Raw genomic sequence first — 19,687 nt, forward strand, 5'->3', positions numbered from 1 at the left:
GTTGTAACAATTTACAACGATTGCGACTTACGTACTAACACTAATTTTAATTTTTAATATGAAAAAGAAAATGTATGCTTTGGCAGCTTTTATGTTGAGTGGCGTAGTCCTTACAGCACAAGAAGTTAGCTTTGAAGAGTATGATCTTGATAACGGTATGCACGTTATTTTACACCAAGATAACAGCGCACCTGTAGTAACAACATCTGTTATGTATCACGTAGGAGCAAAAGATGAAGATCCAAGTAAAACAGGATTTGCTCACTTTTTTGAACACCTTCTTTTTGAAGGGACAGAAAATATTGAGCGTGGTGAGTGGTTTAAAATAGTTACTTCTAACGGAGGTAAAAACAATGCAAATACAACACAAGACCGTACTTATTATTATGAAGTCTTTCCTTCTAATAACTTAGAGCTTGGTCTGTGGATGGAGTCTGAGCGTTTACTTCACCCTATTATTAATCAAATAGGTGTTGATACTCAAAAAGAAGTAGTTCAAGAAGAAAAGCGCTTACGAGTGGACAATCAACCTTACGGCCGTTTTCAAGAAGTAATAGGTAAGATGCTTTTTAAGAAGCACCCATACCGTTGGACTACCATAGGGTCTCTTGATCATCTCGCTAGTGCAACACTAGAAGATTTTCAAAAATTTAGTGATACATATTATGTGCCTAATAATGCCGTGCTCGTTGTGGCTGGAGATATTGATGTTGCAGAGACAAAAAAGATGATTGATACGTATTTTGCACCAATACCTAGAGGAAAGGATATTGTACGTAATACTTTTAAGGAAGATCCTGTAGTACCAGTAAGAGAGACGTTTTATGATTCTAATATACAGATACCTGCTATTTTTCTAGCTTATAGAACACCTGCTCAAACAGAGAAGGATGCTTATGTGCTCGATATGGTATCATCAGTATTAAGTGATGGTAAGAGTTCTAGACTTTATAAAAAATTAGTAGACACTAAGAAAAAGGCGCTACAAGTATTTGCTTTTAGTGGTGCACAAGAAGATTATGGATCATATTTAATAGGTGCTTTACCACTAGGTGATAACTCTCTAGATGATTTAATTACAGAGATGGATGAGGAAATTGTAAAGCTTCAAACAACTTTAATTTCAGAAAGAGACTACCAGAAGCTTCAGAACAAATTTGAAAACCGTTTTGTAAACTCTAACAGTAGTGTAGAAGGTATTGCAAACTCACTAGCGCGCAACTATATGTTATATGATGATACTAATCTTATTAATACTGAGATTGATATTTATAGATCAATAACTAGAGAAGATATTAAGGCAGCAGCTATCAAATATCTTAAAGAAAATGAGCGTGTAATATTAGAGTACTTACCAGAATCTCAAAAAGAAAAATAATGAAGAAGAATATTATAATAGGTGCAATGTTATTGCTAGCAACAGCTAGTTATGCACAAGTGGACAGAAGTAAACAACCTGAGCCGGGTCCAGCTCCTGAGATTAATCTTAAAGACCCAGCCTCTTTTGAGCTTAAAAATGGTCTTAAAGTACTAGTTGTAGAAAATAAAAAGCTACCTAGAGTATCTATACAACTTACTATAGATAACCCTCTTATTGTAGAGGGAGAAAAGGCTGGAGTAGCTGCCCTTACTTCATCTATGTTAGGTAAAGGGTCAAAGAGTATTGCAAAAGATGTGTTTGAAGAAGAGGTAGATTACCTTGGAGCAAACATTAGCTTTGGGTCTCAGAGCGCATTTGCAAGCGGTCTATCTAAGTATTTTGAACGTCTAGTTGAACTTACTGCAGATGCTGGTATAAATCCAAATTTTACACAAGTAGAGTTTGATAAAGAAAAGGAACGTCTCATAGAAGGATTAAAATCTAATGAGAAGAGTGTGACAGCTATCGCTGGTCGAGTACAAAGTGTACTAGCTTATGGTGCAGACCACCCTTATGGAGAGTTTACTACAGAGGAGACTGTAAATAATGTAACACTTGCAGATGTTGAGAAGTTTCATTCAGATTACTTTAGACCTAATAATGGTTACTTAATCATTATAGGTGATGTAAATTTTGAGACTGTAAAGAAGGTAGTAAAAGACAACTTCAAGAAGTGGAAAAAAGGAACTATACCAGAAACACCATTTTCTGAAAAGCAAAATGTCCCTACTACAGAAATCAACTTTGTTAATATGGACAATGCCGTTCAGTCAGAAATTGCAGTTCAAAATACTGTTGAGCTGAAAATGACAGACCAAGATTATTTTCCAGCTCTTATTGCAAATAACATCTTAGGAGGTGGAGGAGAAGCCCGTCTTTTTAATAACCTACGTGAAGATAAAGGATATACTTATGGTTCTTATTCTAGAATAGGTTCTAATGAAAAGACAGTAACTCGTTTTAGCGCTACAGCAAGTGTGCGTAATACAGTTACAGATAGCTCTGTGGTAGAGATTGTGAAAGAGATTAACCGTATAGGGTCTGAGCCTGTATCGCCAGAAGAGCTAGCAAATGCAAAAGCAAAGTACACTGGAAGTTTTGTACTCGCTTTAGAGCGACCACAAACTATTGCAAACTATGCATATAATATTGAGAGTAAAGGGCTCCCTAAAGATTTTTACAAAAACTACCTTTCTAATATAGATAAGGTATCTCAAAAAGATGTACAAAATGCAGCTAGTAAACTATTTAAAGGTGATAACGCAAGAATCGTTGTGACTGGTAAGGGTAGTGAGGTAATAGATAATCTAAATAAGGTGGTTATAGACGGTAAGACTATACCTGTAAAGTACTTTGACGTATACGGTGAAGGAATAGAAAAACCAGAATTCAAAAAGGAACTTCCTGCAGATCTTACGGTAAATAAGGTCCTAGAATCTTACATTGTTGCTATAGGTGGTAAAGATAAGCTTGCTGCGGTAAACTCGGTTTATATCAAAGCACAAGGAGCTATGCAAGGTATGACGCTTGATTTAGAACTTAAGAAAACTACAAAAGAGCAGTTTGTACAAAACATTATGATGGGAGGAAACTCAGTTTCAAAACAAGTACTCGATGGAGATAAAGGATATGTGGTAGTACAAGGGCAACGCAAAGATCTAGAAGGAGAAGATGTAGAGAAGGTAAAATCTGAGTCATCTCCGTTTCCAGAAGTAAACTGGTTAAACGGTGGAGCGAGCCTAGAAGGTATAGAAAAAGTAAATGGAGAAGATGCTTATGTCGTTAAAGTAGCAGACGGTAAAATGAACTACTACAGTACAAAAACGGGGCTTAAACTTCAGGAGGTAACTATACAAGAAATGCAAGGTCAGACCATAAAAACGTCTATCACCTTTAGTAAATATCAAGATGTGGGAGGAATCAAATTTCCTTTTGTATTAAGTCAGTCATTTGGCCCACAATCTATAGATTTTAATGTGACAGAAATTAAAGTTAACGAAGGAATCACAAATGCAGATTTTGAGTAATTTCATTCTATAAACTACTATTAAAGGTCAGCTTTTGCTGGCCTTTTTTATGTTATAGAGTTAACAGTTTGTAATAGAGAGTACTATAAGGTTATAAAAACAAGCTGCTATAATAGGTAGTATTACGCTTTCGCGAAAGCGTACTCATAACTAGTAAAAGTTATAGTTAGATATAATGAAATAAAAATGCTCGAAATCGATTGCAAATAATACATATTAAAACAAAGGCGGTCTTTTATTGTGAGATTGCCAAAACTGACTTTGCTAAGCGTGCGATACTTGTGGTTTACGTATTTTTAATAAAAATATTAACAGATGTCAAGAGAGCCGAAAATAGAGCGATTTAATGCAAATGTAAAGTCAAAATACGAAGTCTATAATGGAATATTTATGACGCTTCCCTTTGATGGTATTTCAAATACGGGAGTACTTTTGCCTTTGTTTCATTCTATTTGTACAGAAGGATATAGAGATAATAAAAACCCAACAGAGATTATTGAGTACTTCTTTGAACGCTATATGCGGGATGCAACCGAAAAGGAGCGAGAAGATTTACTCTTTAAGTTTATACAATATATAGAGCGTCAAGTAGTACTCTTTGATGCAATAGAGGATGCCTCATATCGTATCGTAAATAATATGGATGGTCGCGGTACCCTGCGTAATATTAAAGAAGAGGCAGAGGCAACGGGTAAAAAGGAAGAGCTCATCTCTTACTTAAACAGGTTTACCATACGCCCTGTACTTACTGCACACCCTACACAATTTTACCCAGGGGTAGTGCTTGGTATTATAAATGACCTAAGTGCAGCAATAAGAGAAGATCGTCTTGAAGATATAAAAACGCTACTAGCACAGCTAGGTAAAACGCCATTCTTTAAAAAGGAAAAACCTACACCATATGATGAGGCTGTGAGTCTTATTTGGTATCTTGAGAATGTATTTTATCACAGTGCGGGAGCTATATATGACTACCTGCACAAGCATTTAATACAAGATGAAAGCTTTAGTAATACGCTGGTAGATCTTGGTTTTTGGCCAGGAGGGGATCGTGATGGTAATCCATTTGTTACCACAGCCATTACACTTAAGGTTGCTAGAAAGTTGCGCAGCTCTGTATTGAGAAATTACTATAGAGAGGTGAAGCAACTAAGGAGAAGAATCACCTTTAGAGGAACGGAGGCACCACTTTCAGAACTAGAAGATCAACTGTATACAGCCATTTTTTCTGAAGAGAAACCAGCTATCTCACAAGCGTCTATTCTCAAAACACTTAAAGATATACGTGATGTAGTAAGAGAAAAGCACCAGAGCCTATATCTTGATAAAATAGATAGCCTCATACATAAAGTGGAGCTTTTTGGACTTCACTTTGCATCGTTAGATATACGTCAGGATAGTAGTATTCATAAAATAGTTTTTGAGCAAATTGTTGAAAATGCAACTATAGATGGGACAAATATTTTTCCGGAGGGTTATCTCGCTTTAAGCGAAAACGAGCAAATAGACTTCTTAAATAACGTGCACGGAGCGCTAGATCCAGAAAGTTTTGAAGAGGAAGTTGTGACTAAAACCCTTGGCTCTATCTATGCGATGAAAACCATTCAAGACGAAAATGGTGAGCGTGGCTCAAACAGATATATCATAAGTAACTCACAAAGCGCACTGCACGTGATGCAAGCTTTTACATTTTTAAGACTCTGTGACTGGGAATCTCCTACGGCAGATGTGGCACCACTATTTGAGACCGTACCAGATCTTATCGCTGCACCCGCTGTGATGGAAGCACTGTATACAAATCCTACATATAGTAAACACTTAAAGAGTCGCGGTATGCGACAGACTATAATGCTAGGCTTTTCTGACGGAACAAAAGATGGTGGTTATTTAATGGCAAACTGGAGTATCTTTAAGGCTAAGGAGGCAATGACCGCTATGTCTAGAAAGTATGGGGTAACCGTAATTTTCTTTGACGGTAGAGGAGGACCACCAGCACGTGGAGGTGGTAAAACACACCAGTTTTATGCATCATTAGGACCTAATATAGAAGCACAAGAAATTCAGATTACAGTACAAGGACAAACTATAAGTTCTAATTTTGGAACGGTAGATTCTTGCCAGTACAATCTAGAGCAACTACTTAGTAGTGGTGTTAATAACGAGGTCTTTAAGGGAGCACATAATGATATCTCACCATCAGATAGAGAAACGCTAGAAGCACTCGCACAAAAGAGTTATGAGGCTTATACGGCATTTAAGGGGCACTATAAGTTCTTGCCGTACCTAGAACGTATGTCTACACTTAAGTATTATGCAAAGACTAATATAGGTAGCCGCCCTAGCAAGCGATCTCAAAAAAGTACCTTAGACTTTGGGGATCTTAGAGCGATTCCATTTGTAGGTAGTTGGAGTCAACTCAAGCAAAACGTGCCAGGTTTTTATGGAGTAGGAACAGCACTTGCCTCTTTTGAAGATGCTGGTAAACTAGAGGATGTCAAGCAGCTATATAAAAATAGTTCATTCTTTAGAACGTTACTTGAGAATAGTATGATGAGTCTTACAAAGTCATTCTTTGGTCTTACAGCATATATGCAAGAAGATCAAGAGTTTGGTGAGTTCTGGAAGTTACTTTTTGAAGAGTACAAACGTAGCAAGCGTCTTATGCTAGAAGTAGCTGGTCTCACAGAACTTATGGAAAATGAGAAGGCAGGTAAAGCGTCTATACAAGAAAGAGAACGCATTGTATTGCCATTACTTACCATACAGCAATATGCGCTTAGGGCTATACAAGATATGCAACGCTCTGGTGAGCAAACAGATAAGGCAAAAGTATATGAGCGTATGGTAACGAGATCACTCTTTGGAAACATAAACGCGAGTAGAAATTCTGCATAAACTAGTAATGATAAGGGAGTATCTATTGCTCCCTTGTCATACTTAGACTACCTTTGCGCTAGCAGGCCGCCTTATTGATCCAGTAATGGATAGGAAAGTCCGGACACCACAGGATAGCATAGCGGCTAACGGCCGTCATCCCAAACTCGTTTTGGGAGAGGACAAGTGCAACAGAAAGAATGTACAGGTAATGCTGTAGCGAACCCAGGTAAACTCTATGCGGTGCAATGTCAAGTATACTCACAGTTAAGTGCGATCCGCGCGTTGTGGGAGGGTAGACAGATAGAGATTATTAGTAATGATAATCCCAGATAAATAATAAGGAATTTCTAGAAGCATCTAGATTGAACAGAATCCGGCTTATAGGCCTGCTTATTTTATGAATACAAATTAATCTAAATAACAATAAATCCCGCAAATAGCGGGATTTATTAATTTTACTGTATGTTGTTACGCTTTCGCGAAAGCGTTCTTATTCTTCTTCATCACTTTCTGGTAGTTCAAAAAAGCTAAAGGCATTACCACCATAATGACGGGTTTGTACGTAGTTTATAAAACTATCAAGTTTAGAATACTTACCGTGCTCGATGATGAGAACACCATCTTGTTCTAAAAGATTATTCTTAAATACCAGTGTTGCAATTTTTTCAAATTCTTTAATATCAATGTCGTACGGAGGGTCTGCAAATATGATGTCGTAACTGCCTGTTGCACGTTCCAAGTATTTAAAGACATCACTTTTTATGGCGTGTATAGAAAAATCAAACTCTTGTGACGTTTTATTTATAAACTGCACACAACCATAATGACCATCTACCGCAGTAATTTGATCTGTACCACGAGAGGCAAACTCATAGCTTATGTTGCCAGTGCCTGCAAAGAGGTCTAACACCCTAAGCTGGCTTATGTGATAGTTACTTCTTATAATATTAAAAAGGGCCTCCTTAGCCATATCTGTAGTAGGGCGTACGGGTAGCTTTTTTGGTGCCGCGATTCTTCGGCCTTTATATTTTCCAGATATGATACGTGTCATAATAAACTGCCAAGTATTGCTTGGGCTTGTTGTATTTGGGAATGTTCGGCATCTGCAATAGTGAGATGTCTTATATAGGTGTGTGCGATTTTATAATATGCATCTTCCTTTGTAATACTTCCTGTAAGAACTACAGCAGTGGTTTCTGAGCTTAGTTCTAGCTGCTCCATTGTAAAAAGTACGTAGTATATGAAGTCTTCTTTACTTCGTATTTCAAAGCGGTTTACAAATAAGAGTTTTTTATGTTGCACAACTCCCATTTCAAAATAAGAGCCTTGTAGGTTGATAAGTACTTGAGGATCTTCGCCACTTGTAAATTTACCTAAAAGGTATTTTGTAAAAATAGTCGTGCTATGATAATAATCAAATGATCCAAACGTGTCAAAGAAAAAATTATTTACGTTAGTATAGGGCACATACACGGTAACGATGTCATAAAAGTCTATACTATCGTGTGCAATATGGTCTGTACTAAGAATCTTTGTATTGAACTTTAAATAATCTGCTGCCTTTGTAGGGTCAAATAATGCGTTAGGCACTACTGTGAATAACTCATTTGAATATACCACAGTTACTTTATCAAAATTTTGAGATAGCACGGGACTATCTTTAAATGCATTTTGAACTTCAGTAAGTAGTGTAGCAGGATTTACTTGCGTGCTAAATGCAATAATCTGTGCATCAACAACTTCTTTACTATGGATGTTTTGAGTAAAAAAAGAAAGTCCATCCAAATGTATTTGGATGGACAGACTATATAATGAGTTTGTATTGTCTTGACTAGTCATTAGCCCCATAACTCTTAGGCCAGTTACCATTTGTATTAATAGTTTCCATAGATCCTACTGTAAGTGCATCTCCATTAACACCATCTACAGATACGATTTGCTTTTCTTTGGCAACATAATCTTTAGGTTGGTCTGCAAGTAATACATCTTTCTTTACAGAGATAAGAAACACAGGATACATCGTGTTACTCTTTTCTATCTGACCAGCGTCCATAGTATATTTTGCATTCACACCTTCTACAGGTACGTTAATCATTGTTTTGTAACGATCAGATCCTTTAAATAGAGAATCTTTTACTGGGCGAGTACCTAGTGTATCAATTACAACTATTTCTTTAAAGGTATCAACACGGAAACGCTTTGTCTTTTCTTCATCAAGTACTGTTGTATCTCTACGCTGAGTAATTGTAAATTCTGCAGTATCTATAAAACGTACTAATTTATCAAAGTCTTTCTCGTAAGTTCCTGTAACGGTTTTATGAGCTAGTTGCGCCTGTCTGAGATCACGCATATTTTTTATGGCAGCACTATAACGCGCTTCCTTAACTTCATTAAATTTTACTTCTCCCCAAATTGCGTTAAAAAGAAGGTAACCTAATGCGGCAATTACTACCCAAAGTACAAGCTGTAATACTAGTTTCATGTAATGTTGTTTAAATTAGTTATGGTGAACAACAAATCTACAATTTTTTTTTACTTACAAAAATTTATTATCTCATTTTTCCTTTGCGTAATTTCGTTGCATTCTAAGCCTTCTATGATAAAAGATTCACGAGCATTCTATAAGCTGTTAATTAAAGATTTTGCACATACACCTACTTTAAAACAAGATAGGTTGTTAGAGCAGTTATCTACTTTTTTATTTGATGATTCTAAAGATAAAGTATTCGTTCTTAAAGGGTTTGCCGGTACTGGTAAGACTACCGTTATAGGGACGGTAGTAAAGAATCTATGGCACGCAAAAATGTCATCAGTGCTTATGGCTCCTACGGGTCGAGCTGCAAAGGTTGCTAGTAATTATAGTAAAAAACAGGCCTACACAATACATCGCAAAATTTATTTTCCAAAAAAAGAACGTGGAGGAGGCGTCTCATTTACGCTTCAACCCAATAAACATAGAAACTGTCTCTTTATAGTAGATGAGGCTTCAATGATATCAGATAAAGCTACAAGTTCAAAATTTTTTGATAATGGATCTTTGCTGGATGATATGATGCAATATGTCTATAGTGGTTATAAATGCAAACTTATCTTAGTAGGTGACGAGGCACAGTTACCGCCTGTAAAACTTGAGATGTCACCAGCTCTAGATATTGATGTTTTATCATTGCAGTTTAATAAAACCGTAGAGACTATACAGCTGGACGAGGTAATGCGTCAAGGAGAAGATAGTGGTATACTTATGAATGCCACTTTTCTGAGAGAACAGCTATCAGAAGGGTTTTATGAAGATTTTAAATTTGAATTAGAAGGGTATAACGATATTGTTAGGCTCATAGATGGACACGAGATTATGGATGCCATTAATGATTGTTACAGCTCTGTAGGTACAGAAGAAACTGCAATTATTGTAAGATCAAACAAAAGAGCAAACCTATATAACCAGCAAATAAGAAATCGTATTCTCTTTCAAGAAGAAGAAATATCTGCAGGAGATCACTTAATGGTGGTAAAAAATAATTACTTCTGGCTAGATGCAAAAAGTGATGCTGGATTTATTGCAAACGGTGATATTGTAAAAGTATTAGAAATACTAGCTATTAAGGAACTCTACGGCTTTCGCTTTGCAGAGGTAAAAGTGCAAATGGTAGATTACCCACAAATGCAACCATTTGAGACTGTAGTAATGCTAGATGTGCTCACACTTGAGACACCAGCACTACCTTATGAAGATGGAGATCGGCTCTATAAAGAAGTCCAAAAAGACTATGTAGACGAAACTTCGAATTACAAACGCTTCCAAAAAATAAAAAACAACAAATACTTTAATGCCTTACAAGTTAAATTCTCTTATGCTATTACTTGTCACAAATCACAAGGTGGGCAGTGGGAAAATGTCTTTATAGAGCAACCCTACCTTCCAGACGGGATGAGTAAAGATTACCTACGCTGGCTGTATACTGCTATTACCAGAGCAAAAAGTAAGTTGTACTTAATAGGTTTTAAAGACGAAATGTTTGTAGAAGCAGAGTAGCGTTGTTATATAAAATTGCTTTAGGAGCTATTTCCCGCTTTACGCTACAATTCCTCATCGCGGCTACGCCAGCTCTTGCGGGATTTTCACTACAATCGGGGCTAGGGACTAGATAGTTATATATTTATGGCTAGTTTTTTGATTATAACGTCTGTATATAAATAAGTAAGTTTACAATTATGAGTTTTGAATTAATAGTAAGTATCATATTAGGATTTTCACTTGCCGCCGCCGCTGGTTTTAGAGTATTTGTTCCTTTATTAGTCTTAAGTTTATCTGCCCACTTTGGTTGGTTTCCTGTAAACGATACTTGGCAGTGGGTAGGTAGCGTTCCGGCGCTAGTTTTACTTGGTGTTGCTACAATATTTGAAGTAGGAGCCTATTTTATTCCTTGGATTGATAACCTGCTGGATACGATATCTGTACCACTAGCTGCAATCGCGGGTACATTACTTATGGTAGCTACTATGGGAGATATGGATCCTACTATTACTTGGGCACTGGCCATCATTGCTGGTGGCGGAGCAGCAGCAGCTGTTTCTGGTACTACGAGCGCTACCAGATTAGGGAGTACAGCAACTACAGGCGGTATTGGAAACCCACTAGTTGCGGGTACAGAAACCATTGCAGCGACTACAGTTTCAGTAGCGAGTATCTTTTCGCCTATACTTGCACTAGTGATTGTATTGTTACTTATAGGTCTTGGCTGGAAGATTATTTCTAGGCTAAGAAGGGCCTAAGTTTTACATTTCTTTTTAAGTAACTTTGCAACTTGTTTTATGGTGTTTTATGCTTTCGCGAAAGCGTAATTATAACCAGAATAAGACATCAAAACGACAATATATTGAAAGAAAATCTGAAGATTATAGCAATGATACCCGCACGTTATGCTGCGTCTAGGTTCCCCGGTAAGATGATGAAAGATCTTGCAGGTAAGCCTGTTATTGTGCGCACCTATGACAGTGTTGTAGCCACAAAGTTGTTTGACGAAGTATATGTAGTTACAGATAGTGATGTTATTTATAAGGCAATAGAAGCCGAGGGCGGTAAAGCCATAATGAGTGTTAAAGAGCACGAGTGCGGTAGTGATAGAATTGCAGAGGCAGTGGCTTCTCTAGATGTAGATGTGGTTGTAAACGTACAAGGAGATGAACCTTTTACGAGTAGGGAGGACTTAGCACCAGTGCTAGACGTGTTTTATGGAGATGATGCTGCACAAATAGATCTTGCTAGTGTGATGATGCCTATGAAGGAGGAGCAAGAGATTTTAAATCCTAATAATGTAAAAGTTATTGTGGATAATTTTGACTTTGCACTATACTTCTCTAGGTCACCACTTCCATATGTGCGCGATAATGAAGTTGGTATAATTACTTATAAGCATAAAGGTATTTATGCCTTTAGAAAGCAGGCTATACTTGACTTTGCATCTATGCATATGACACCTCTTGAAAAGGCAGAAAAAATAGAGTGCATACGCTTCTTAGAGTATGGTAAGAAAATTAAAATGGTACGTTCATCAAGGCTTGCAATAGGTATTGATACTCCAGAAGATCTAGAAAAAGCAATTAAAATTTATTCGAATAAGTAGCGCATATGGGACTTGCAAAGTTTATATATAAAAATATTTTAGGCTGGAAGGTAAAAGGTGACTTTTCTCAAGACACAGTAAAGAAGGCTGTAGTAATCGCTGTGCCCCACACCAGCTGGCACGATTTTTATATGGGTATTTTACTTCGTACTATGCTCGATGTTAAGATAGGCTTCATCGGTAAGAAAGAGCTTTTTAAATGGCCTATGGGACCTATTTTTAAAGCAATGGGAGGCGCGCCTATAGACCGTACACCAGGTCAAGATAAAGTACAATCTATCGCAAATGTTTTTAAGGATAAAGAGGAGTTTAGACTCACAATAGCCCCGGAGGGAACACGTAAAAAAGTTGATAAGCTTAAAACGGGGTTTTATTACATTGCTCTTGCAGCAGAGGTGCCTATTATAATGGTTGCTTTTGATTTTGGTAAAAAGGAGCAACGTATATCTAAGCCTTTATATCCGTCAGGTAATATAGATGAAGACCTTGCACTTATACACGAGTTTTTTAAGGGAACTGTAGGTAAGGTGCCAGAATATAGTTTTACTCCAGATGAGTAGATATTTTATAAGTACTTAAATAAAATGCCTCAATACTATTTAAAGTATTGAGGCATTTTTAATTTGTAAGAGTGATTAGCATTTATGCTTCTTTGTATGTGCCTGCAGTTTTCTTTCTCCAGGCGTCTAGCATCCAGCTTGTTTTTTCTAGTTCACGTATGTAAGCTCCTATAAGGTCTATGGTACCTTCGTCACCAGCGTCGTCTGCTTTTTTCACAACAGCGCTTAGTTGTTTGAGAATTTTTCCGTGATCTCCAAGTATCGTGTCTACCATATCTCTGTCAGACAGATCAGATTTTGACTCTTTAATGCTAGATGCTTCAAGATAATCTGAGAGATTACTTACTGGTGCAAAACGCAATGTTAGGATACGCTCTGCAATCTCATCGATTTTAATTTTGGCATCATCATAAAGTTGTTCAAACTGCTCGTGTAAGTCAAAAAAGTTCTCACCAGAAACATTCCAGTGAAAATTGCGAAGTTTTTGGTAGTATACGTGATAGTCAGATAAAAGTATGTTGAGCTCTGTAACTGTCTCTTTAGTTTTTTTTGTGTCTAAGTTTAAATAATTCATAGTTCTTTGGTTTTTATATAAAATTACAAAGGCTTAGAGGTCTGAGGGTTATTTGAGAGTTGGTTTGGGATAAGTTTAACCCGATATGCTAAGATTGTGATAAAAAACAATGTTCTGACGGCATAGAAAATACTTTATATTTGCCAAAAATTAGATGAATGTTAGAGAGTATACAGTCTCAAGTAAAGGATAAGAAAATTTTAGTAACAGGAGGTGCTGGTTTTATAGGTTCTAATATATGTGAAGTTCTTATAAAGAATGGTGCAATTGTAACCTGTTTAGATAACCTTGCTACAGGGCATAAACATAATTTAGATGCTATTAGAGATCATTCAAATTTCACTTTTATAGAAGGTGATATAAGAGATATAGAAACTTGTAAAAAGGCAGTATCTCAGAGTGACTATGTATTGCATCAGGCTGCATTAGGATCTGTACCAAGATCAATAAAAGATCCTGCAACGAGTAATGAAGTCAATGTAGGTGGATTTTTGAATATGCTCATCGCATCTAAAGATAAAGGTGTAAAACGTTTTGTGTATGCGGCAAGTTCTTCGACTTACGGAGACTCTCAAGGATTACCAAAGCAAGAAGATATCATAGGGAAACCATTGTCTCCTTATGCGATAACAAAATATGTAAATGAGTTGTATGCAGATGTGTTTCATAAAACATATGGGATAGATTGTATAGGGCTTAGGTATTTTAATGTTTTCGGTAGAAAACAAGACCCAAATGGCGCTTATGCGGCTGTTATTCCTAAGTTTACAAAACTACTAATGGATCACGATTCTCCTGTTATGAACGGAGATGGAAGCTATTCTAGAGATTTCACGTATATTGATAATGTTATCGAAATGAATATACGCGCAATGCTTACTGACAACAAAGACGCACTTAACACTGTTTATAATGTTGCATTCGGAGAGCGCACAGACCTCAATGAACTTGTAAATATTTTAAAAGAGGAATTAAGTCAATTTGATGAGAAAATTGCACAAGTAGAGGTGAAGTATGGACCGAAAAGAGCCGGTGATGTGCCTCACAGTTTAGCAAGTATCGATAGAGCTAGAGAACGAGTAGGTTATAATCCAGAATTTAGTATTAAAGATGGTCTCAAAGAGGCAATGGCTTGGTACTGGAAGAATTTAAAATAATTTTTTTTGCTTTCGCGAAAGCGTAAATACAACAATATATGACAAAAATTAAAGTAGGAGTTATAGGGTTAGGCTATGTTGGTCTTCCATTAGCAAGGTTATTTGGAACAAAGTATAATACGGTAGGTTTTGATATTAATCAAGAGCGTATAGATGAGTTAAGGTCTGGTACTGATAGTACATTAGAAGTGTCTGACGAGGTTCTTCAAAGCGTATTAAAAACTGAGGTAAATGATGCTAATGGACTTTTTTGTAGCGCAGATAGTAAGGATATAGAAGACTGTAACTATTATGTAGTTACAGTACCTACACCAGTAGATAAAAATAATAGACCAGTACTCACGCCTCTTTATAAAAGTAGCGAGACTGTAGGGAAGGTTCTAAAAAAAGGTGACATTGTTATATATGAAAGCACAGTATATCCTGGAGTAACAGAGGATGAGTGTGTTCCTGTGTTAGAGCGTGTGAGCGGACTCAAATTTAATGAAGACTTTTATGTAGGCTATTCTCCAGAAAGAATCAATCCAGGAGATAAAGAGCATACTGTAGAAAAAATTCTTAAAGTTACTTCTGGAAGCACACCAGAAATAGGTAAGAAGGTAGATGATTTATATGCTTCTGTGATAACCGCTGGGACGCACTTAGCGCCTACAATTAAAGTAGCCGAGGCTGCAAAAGTTATTGAAAACTCACAACGTGATATAAACATTGCATTTGTAAATGAGCTGGCTAAGATTTTTAACCTTATGGAGATCAATACACACGATGTACTTGAAGCTGCTGGCACAAAATGGAATTTCCTTCCATTTAAGCCAGGTTTAGTTGGTGGGCACTGTATTGGAGTAGATCCTTATTACCTAGCTCAAAAGGCACAAGAACTAGGATATCATCCAGAAATTATTCTTGCCGGTAGAAGGCTTAATGACAGTATGGGAGCTTATGTAGCAGCAGAAGTTGTGAAGCTTATGCTTAAAAATGATATAAAAGTGAAAAGTGCAAACCTACTTTTATTAGGAATTACATTTAAGGAAAACTGCCCTGATGTTCGCAATACTAAAGTCGTCGATGTAATCAAACATCTTGAAGATTTTGGCATTAACGTGACTGTATATGATCCTTGGGTTAATGCAGATGAAGTTGAGCACGAGTATGGTCTTAAAGCCTTAACTGAGTTGCCAAATGCGAAGTTTGATACTATTGTTCAAGCAGTATCACACAATGAATTTAGAACATTAGATTTAGATATATTAAAAAATGATAATTCTGTTGTCTATGACGTCAAAGGAGTTTTAGGCAATAAAGCAGATGCTAAGCTGTAATGAACATTCTTATTACAGGAGGAGCAGGTTTTATAGGTTCTCACGTAGTGAGGCTATTTCTAGAAGTTTTTCCAGAGAGTCATATTTACAATCTTGATGCACTTACATATGCAGGTAACCTAGAGAACCTGGCTGATGTAGAAGCGTCTAGCAATTATACATTTATAAAAGGGGACATCAATGATGCCCCCTTTTTGATGACCTTATTTTCCAAATATCAATTTGATAAGGTAATCCACCTAGCAGCAGAGTCTCACGTAGATAGAAGTATTAAAAACCCTCTAACTTTTGTGCAGACTAACGTTATTGGAACATTAAACTTGCTCAATGCATCTAAGGAAATATGGAAAGATAACTTTAATAACAAGCTTTTCTACCATATAAGCACAGACGAGGTGTATGGTACACTTGGTGAGACAGGCTTGTTTACAGAAACTACGTCATACGACCCAAACTCACCCTATGCTGCGTCTAAGGCAAGCTCAGATCATTTTGTTAGAGCTTATGGAGAAACCTATGGTTTACCATATATCATTAGTAATTGCTCTAACAATTATGGACCTAATCAGTTTCCAGAAAAACTCATTCCTCTATTTATAAATAATATTATTTTAAACAAGGCGCTTCCTGTTTACGGTGATGGCAACTATACAAGAGATTGGTTATTTGTAAAAGATCACGCAAGCGCTATAGCACGTATATTTAAAGAGGGAAAACTAAGCGAAACCTACAATATAGGTGGGGTTAATGAATGGAAAAATATTGATCTCGTAAAGTTATTATGTGATAAGATGGATGAGAAGCTTTCGCGAAAGCGTAATACCTCTCAATCTCTTATTACCTTTATAAAAGACAGACCAGGTCACGACAAGCGATATGCCATAGATGCCTCAAAAATTGAAAAAGAACTGGGGTGGAAACCATCTGTTACTTTTGAGGAAGGGCTAGAACTCACAATAGATTGGTATCTTGCCAATGGCTCTTGGCTAGAGAACGTCACTTCTGGAGCATATCAAGAATATTACAATAAAATGTATACTTAATGAAAGGTATTGTACTTGCTGGAGGGTCTGGAACTAGACTGTCACCACTTACCATTGCTGTAAGCAAGCAATTGCTACCTGTGTATGATAAGCCTATGATATATTACCCTATATCAGTACTTATGCTTGCTGGTATACGTGAGATTCTCATTATCACAACGCCGGAAGATTGTCATCTATTTGAAAGGCTATTAGGTGATGGATCAGGACTTGGATGTTCCTTTTCTTATGAGGTGCAAGAACAGCCCAACGGACTTGCAGAAGCCTTCATTATAGGAGAATCCTTTATTGGAAATGATAAAGTAGCTCTTGTACTAGGTGATAATATCTTTTATGGGAATGGTCTCAGTAAGCTATTACAAAGCAAAGTAACAGTAGATGGAGGTGCAATATTTGCATATCCTGTGCGTGACCCAGAGCGTTTTGGAGTTGTCGCTTTTGATAAGGATATGAATGTCACGAGTATCGAAGAAAAACCAGAGAGTCCACAATCTAACTACGCCGTACCTGGTATTTATTTTTATGATAATGATGTAGTTGCTATTGCAAAAGAAATTAAGCCCTCTCATAGGGGAGAGCTTGAGATTACAGCAATAAATCAAGAATATTTACTTCGTAAAAAGCTTACTGTAGGTGTTATGAGTAGAGGGATGTCTTGGTTTGATACAGGCACAGTAGATGCACTAGATGATGCGACAGAATTTATAAGAGTTTTACAACGTAATCAAAGCACAATGATAGCTTGTCTTGAGGAGATTGCTTACAAGATGAATTGGATATCATACGAAGCTCTTAAGGCAAGTGCTTCAAGATATGGTAAAGGTGCATATGCACAATACATAAATACACTATAGTGGAATTTCAAAAAACAGCATTCAAAGATTTAATTATATGCACTCCTAAGGTGTTTGAAGATGATCGAGGTTATTTTTATGAATCCTTTAATGCAAAAGCATTTCAAAGCTTTGCAGGATTTGAACCAGATTTTGTTCAAGATAATCAGTCGGAGTCTACATATGGCGTCTTGCGTGGGCTTCATTTTCAAATAGGGGAGTTTGCACAATCTAAGCTCGTACGGGTTGTAGCAGGTGAGGTACTTGATGTAGTTGTTGATTTAAGAAAAAACGAACCTACTTATAAGAAAGCTTATAGCATACACCTCAGTGCAGAAAATAAAAAACAACTTTTCGTTCCAAAAGGGATGGCGCACGGTTTTGTAACACTTAGCGATACCGCAACGTTTATTTATAAATGCGATAACTACTATAATAAAGAGAGTGAGCGTGGTCTGGCATATAACGATCCATCATTGCAAATCGATTGGTTATTAGATAAGCAGGATGTCATCCTTTCAGAAAAAGATAAGGAAAATACGATGCTTTCAGATTTACCGTCTAACCTATTTTAAATGAGTACGCTTTCGCGAAATATACGATTACTCATTACAGGTGGTGGTGGTCAGCTGGCACAAGCCATAAAGGAGGAAGAAGCTACTTTTGAGAATGTTACGAGTGTACATCTGTCAAAATCTAAGTTAGATATCACATCAACATCTTCTATTAAAAAAGCGATTGATTTACATCAACCAGATGTTATAATAAACACAGCCGCATACACTGCTGTAGATGCCGCCGAAGAGGATAAAGAGAAAGCTTTCCTAGTAAATGTAATAGGAGTAAAGAATCTAGCTCAAGCTTGTAAGGATAATGGAATCAAACTCATTCACATTTCTACAGATTATGTCTTTGACGGAGAAAAACCAGAAGAATATACAGAGGAAGATATTACAAATCCAACAACGGTTTATGGCAAGTCTAAACTTGCTGGTGAGCAGGCCATAATTACTTCAGGGCTTCTCGACTATGCTATTATAAGAACCTCCTGGGTCTATAGTGTTTACGAGAGTAATTTTGTGAAGACTATGTTACGATTAGGTAATGAGAAAGACGAGATTTCGGTTGTAAACGATCAATATGGATCACCTACGTTGGCAAATAATCTAGCTTGTATTATTTTACAGTTGTCAAACGTGCTTACTACACATAATGCAGGTGTATATCATTATACAAATGAGGGTGTCACTACGTGGTACGCATTCGCGAAAGCGGTATTCAGCTACAAGAAAATGAGTATAAACGTTTTACCTGTGTCCAGCGACCGCTTTGTAACAAAGGCCACGCGCCCAAAAAATAGTAAATTAGAAAGTTCTAAAATCATCAACCTTTTAGGGATTAAAAATGTGCCTTGGGAAGAAAGTCTTGAGAAAATGCTGGTTAAATTATGATAAGTGATCAATTTAAAAGTATCGCTGTCAAAGCTGCGCTTCAAGCTGGTGATGTAATTAGAGAGGTGTATGCGACAGCATTTGACAGCATTCTTAAAAGTGATGATTCACCCCTTACAGTTGCAGATACTCGTGCCCACGAGGTAATCTGTAAGGAGCTGAGTGCTACAAACATTCCTGTTTTAAGTGAAGAAGCCGCCGAAATCCCTTATGAAGAAAGAAGTACTTGGGACATCTTTTGGCTCGTGGATCCATTAGACGGCACCAAAGAGTTTATAAATCGCAATGGAGAATTTACTGTAAACATTGCATTGATAATAGGAGCTAGGCCAGTTTTTGGTATTATCTATATTCCGGTGTCTGATACACTATATCTAGGTGGAAGCTCACTAGGCAAAAGCTATAAGATTTCAAATCCTACAATAGAGATGGGGTGGAATCAAGTAGTGGATGATAAGCATATAATTTTTACAAATAAGCTAAAATCACAAAAAGAGATACGAGTCGTGACAAGTCGCTCTCACCTCAATGAGCAAACAGTAGCGTATATAGAGGATTTAAAAAAAAATACCAATTCGGTAAGCTTACTTCCTGCGGGTAGTGCGCTTAAATTCTGTCTGCTTGCAGAAGGAAAGGCAGATAGATACCCTAGATTTGCTCCTTGTATGGAGTGGGATACGGCTGCTGGTGATGCTATATGTGAGACCGCTGGAATTACTGTTTTTATTGCAGGAACAACGGAGAAATTAACATATAATAAGAAGTCCTTATTTAGTCCTAACTTTGAAGCTTATTAATACTG

18 protein-coding genes and 1 other RNA gene are annotated in these 19,687 nt (G+C 36.9%); 15 read left to right on the forward strand and 4 right to left on the reverse strand.

The window, feature by feature from the left end; translation table 11 throughout:
• Positions 1-58 precede the first annotated feature (58 nt).
• The 4 genes from ACJJVM_RS01085 to rnpB all read left to right on the forward strand — a co-directional run bounded on the left by ACJJVM_RS01085 (position 59) and on the right by rnpB (position 6,721).
• On the forward strand, positions 59-1,378 hold the full coding sequence (locus ACJJVM_RS01085) for a M16 family metallopeptidase (RefSeq protein ID WP_405210483.1): 1,320 nt from the start codon (positions 59-61) through the stop codon (positions 1,376-1,378).
• A complete protein-coding gene (locus tag ACJJVM_RS01090) occupies positions 1,378-3,447 on the forward strand; it encodes a M16 family metallopeptidase (RefSeq protein WP_405210484.1) in 2,070 nt (689 codons plus the stop codon). Before ACJJVM_RS01085 ends, ACJJVM_RS01090 begins: the two co-directional genes overlap by 1 nt.
• 315 nt (positions 3,448-3,762) lie before the next feature.
• Entirely contained in the window at positions 3,763-6,342 is a 2,580-nt protein-coding gene (locus ACJJVM_RS01095; protein ID WP_405210485.1) for a phosphoenolpyruvate carboxylase, read from the forward strand.
• Between the two features lie 58 nt (positions 6,343-6,400).
• Positions 6,401-6,721, forward strand: an RNA gene (rnpB, locus tag ACJJVM_RS01100) — RNase P RNA component class A.
• Between the two features lie 93 nt (positions 6,722-6,814).
• On the opposite strand, the gene ACJJVM_RS01105 is transcribed toward rnpB, so the two are convergent.
• Genes ACJJVM_RS01105 through ACJJVM_RS01115 form a run of 3 tightly spaced genes read right to left on the reverse strand, consistent with a single transcriptional unit; the run spans position 6,815 to position 8,806 of the window.
• Positions 6,815-7,375 (reverse strand): RsmD family RNA methyltransferase, encoded by a 561-nt coding sequence (locus ACJJVM_RS01105; RefSeq protein ID WP_405210486.1) that lies wholly within the window; start codon positions 7,373-7,375, stop codon positions 6,815-6,817.
• Positions 7,372-8,193 (reverse strand): DUF3822 family protein, encoded by an 822-nt coding sequence (locus ACJJVM_RS01110; protein WP_405210487.1) that lies wholly within the window; start codon positions 8,191-8,193, stop codon positions 7,372-7,374. Before ACJJVM_RS01110 ends, ACJJVM_RS01105 begins: the two co-directional genes overlap by 4 nt.
• Positions 8,156-8,806: a hypothetical protein gene (locus tag ACJJVM_RS01115; protein WP_298350777.1), complete on the reverse strand. Its 651-nt coding sequence runs from the start codon at positions 8,804-8,806 to the stop codon at positions 8,156-8,158. The genes ACJJVM_RS01110 and ACJJVM_RS01115 overlap by 38 nt, the downstream gene beginning before the upstream one ends.
• A 114-nt stretch (positions 8,807-8,920) precedes the next feature.
• Between ACJJVM_RS01115 and ACJJVM_RS01120 the strand changes: the two genes are divergently transcribed.
• The 4 genes from ACJJVM_RS01120 (at position 8,921) to ACJJVM_RS01135 (ending at position 12,508) form a co-directional block, all read left to right on the forward strand.
• Entirely contained in the window at positions 8,921-10,357 is a 1,437-nt protein-coding gene (locus ACJJVM_RS01120) for an ATP-dependent RecD-like DNA helicase (RefSeq protein WP_405210488.1), read from the forward strand.
• A gap of 179 nt (positions 10,358-10,536) precedes the next feature.
• Positions 10,537-11,097 (forward strand): DUF4126 domain-containing protein, encoded by a 561-nt coding sequence (locus ACJJVM_RS01125; RefSeq protein WP_405210489.1) that lies wholly within the window; start codon positions 10,537-10,539, stop codon positions 11,095-11,097.
• Between the two features lie 131 nt (positions 11,098-11,228).
• Positions 11,229-11,948, forward strand: a complete 720-nt coding sequence (kdsB, locus tag ACJJVM_RS01130; RefSeq protein WP_405212157.1) for a 3-deoxy-manno-octulosonate cytidylyltransferase — start codon at positions 11,229-11,231, stop codon at positions 11,946-11,948.
• Between the two features lie 5 nt (positions 11,949-11,953).
• Positions 11,954-12,508 carry a 1-acyl-sn-glycerol-3-phosphate acyltransferase gene (locus tag ACJJVM_RS01135; protein ID WP_405210490.1) on the forward strand — a complete coding sequence of 185 codons (555 nt, stop codon included), beginning with the start codon at positions 11,954-11,956 and terminating at the stop codon, positions 12,506-12,508.
• Positions 12,509-12,590: 82 nt separating this feature from the next.
• Here the strand turns inward: ACJJVM_RS01135 and ACJJVM_RS01140 are convergent, their stop codons facing one another.
• A complete protein-coding gene (locus ACJJVM_RS01140) occupies positions 12,591-13,082 on the reverse strand; it encodes a Dps family protein (protein WP_021779185.1) in 492 nt (163 codons plus the stop codon).
• A gap of 158 nt (positions 13,083-13,240) precedes the next feature.
• On the opposite strand from ACJJVM_RS01140, the gene ACJJVM_RS01145 reads away from it, so the two are divergent.
• From ACJJVM_RS01145 to cysQ, 7 genes are read left to right on the forward strand one after another with little or no spacing between them, the layout of a single operon-like run.
• Entirely contained in the window at positions 13,241-14,239 is a 999-nt protein-coding gene (locus ACJJVM_RS01145) for an SDR family oxidoreductase (RefSeq protein WP_298350766.1), read from the forward strand.
• 38 nt (positions 14,240-14,277) lie between these two features.
• A complete protein-coding gene (locus ACJJVM_RS01150) occupies positions 14,278-15,558 on the forward strand; it encodes a nucleotide sugar dehydrogenase (protein WP_405210491.1) in 1,281 nt (426 codons plus the stop codon).
• A complete protein-coding gene (gene rfbB / locus ACJJVM_RS01155; RefSeq protein ID WP_405210492.1) occupies positions 15,558-16,601 on the forward strand; it encodes a dTDP-glucose 4,6-dehydratase in 1,044 nt (347 codons plus the stop codon). The genes ACJJVM_RS01150 and rfbB overlap by 1 nt, the downstream gene beginning before the upstream one ends.
• On the forward strand, positions 16,601-17,455 hold the full coding sequence (rfbA, locus tag ACJJVM_RS01160) for a glucose-1-phosphate thymidylyltransferase RfbA (RefSeq protein ID WP_405210493.1): 855 nt from the start codon (positions 16,601-16,603) through the stop codon (positions 17,453-17,455). Before rfbB ends, rfbA begins: the two co-directional genes overlap by 1 nt.
• Positions 17,455-18,009, forward strand: a complete 555-nt coding sequence (gene rfbC / locus ACJJVM_RS01165; RefSeq protein WP_405210494.1) for a dTDP-4-dehydrorhamnose 3,5-epimerase — start codon at positions 17,455-17,457, stop codon at positions 18,007-18,009. Before rfbA ends, rfbC begins: the two co-directional genes overlap by 1 nt.
• A complete protein-coding gene (gene rfbD, locus ACJJVM_RS01170; protein ID WP_405210495.1) occupies positions 18,010-18,885 on the forward strand; it encodes a dTDP-4-dehydrorhamnose reductase in 876 nt (291 codons plus the stop codon). It abuts the gene before it with no gap.
• Positions 18,882-19,682 carry a 3'(2'),5'-bisphosphate nucleotidase CysQ gene (cysQ, locus tag ACJJVM_RS01175; RefSeq protein WP_405210496.1) on the forward strand — a complete coding sequence of 267 codons (801 nt, stop codon included), beginning with the start codon at positions 18,882-18,884 and terminating at the stop codon, positions 19,680-19,682. Before rfbD ends, cysQ begins: the two co-directional genes overlap by 4 nt.
• Positions 19,683-19,687: the final 5 nt, after the last annotated feature.

This window comes from Dokdonia sp. Asnod2-E02, assembly GCF_045063915.1.
Lineage (GTDB): Bacteria > Bacteroidota > Bacteroidia > Flavobacteriales > Flavobacteriaceae > Dokdonia.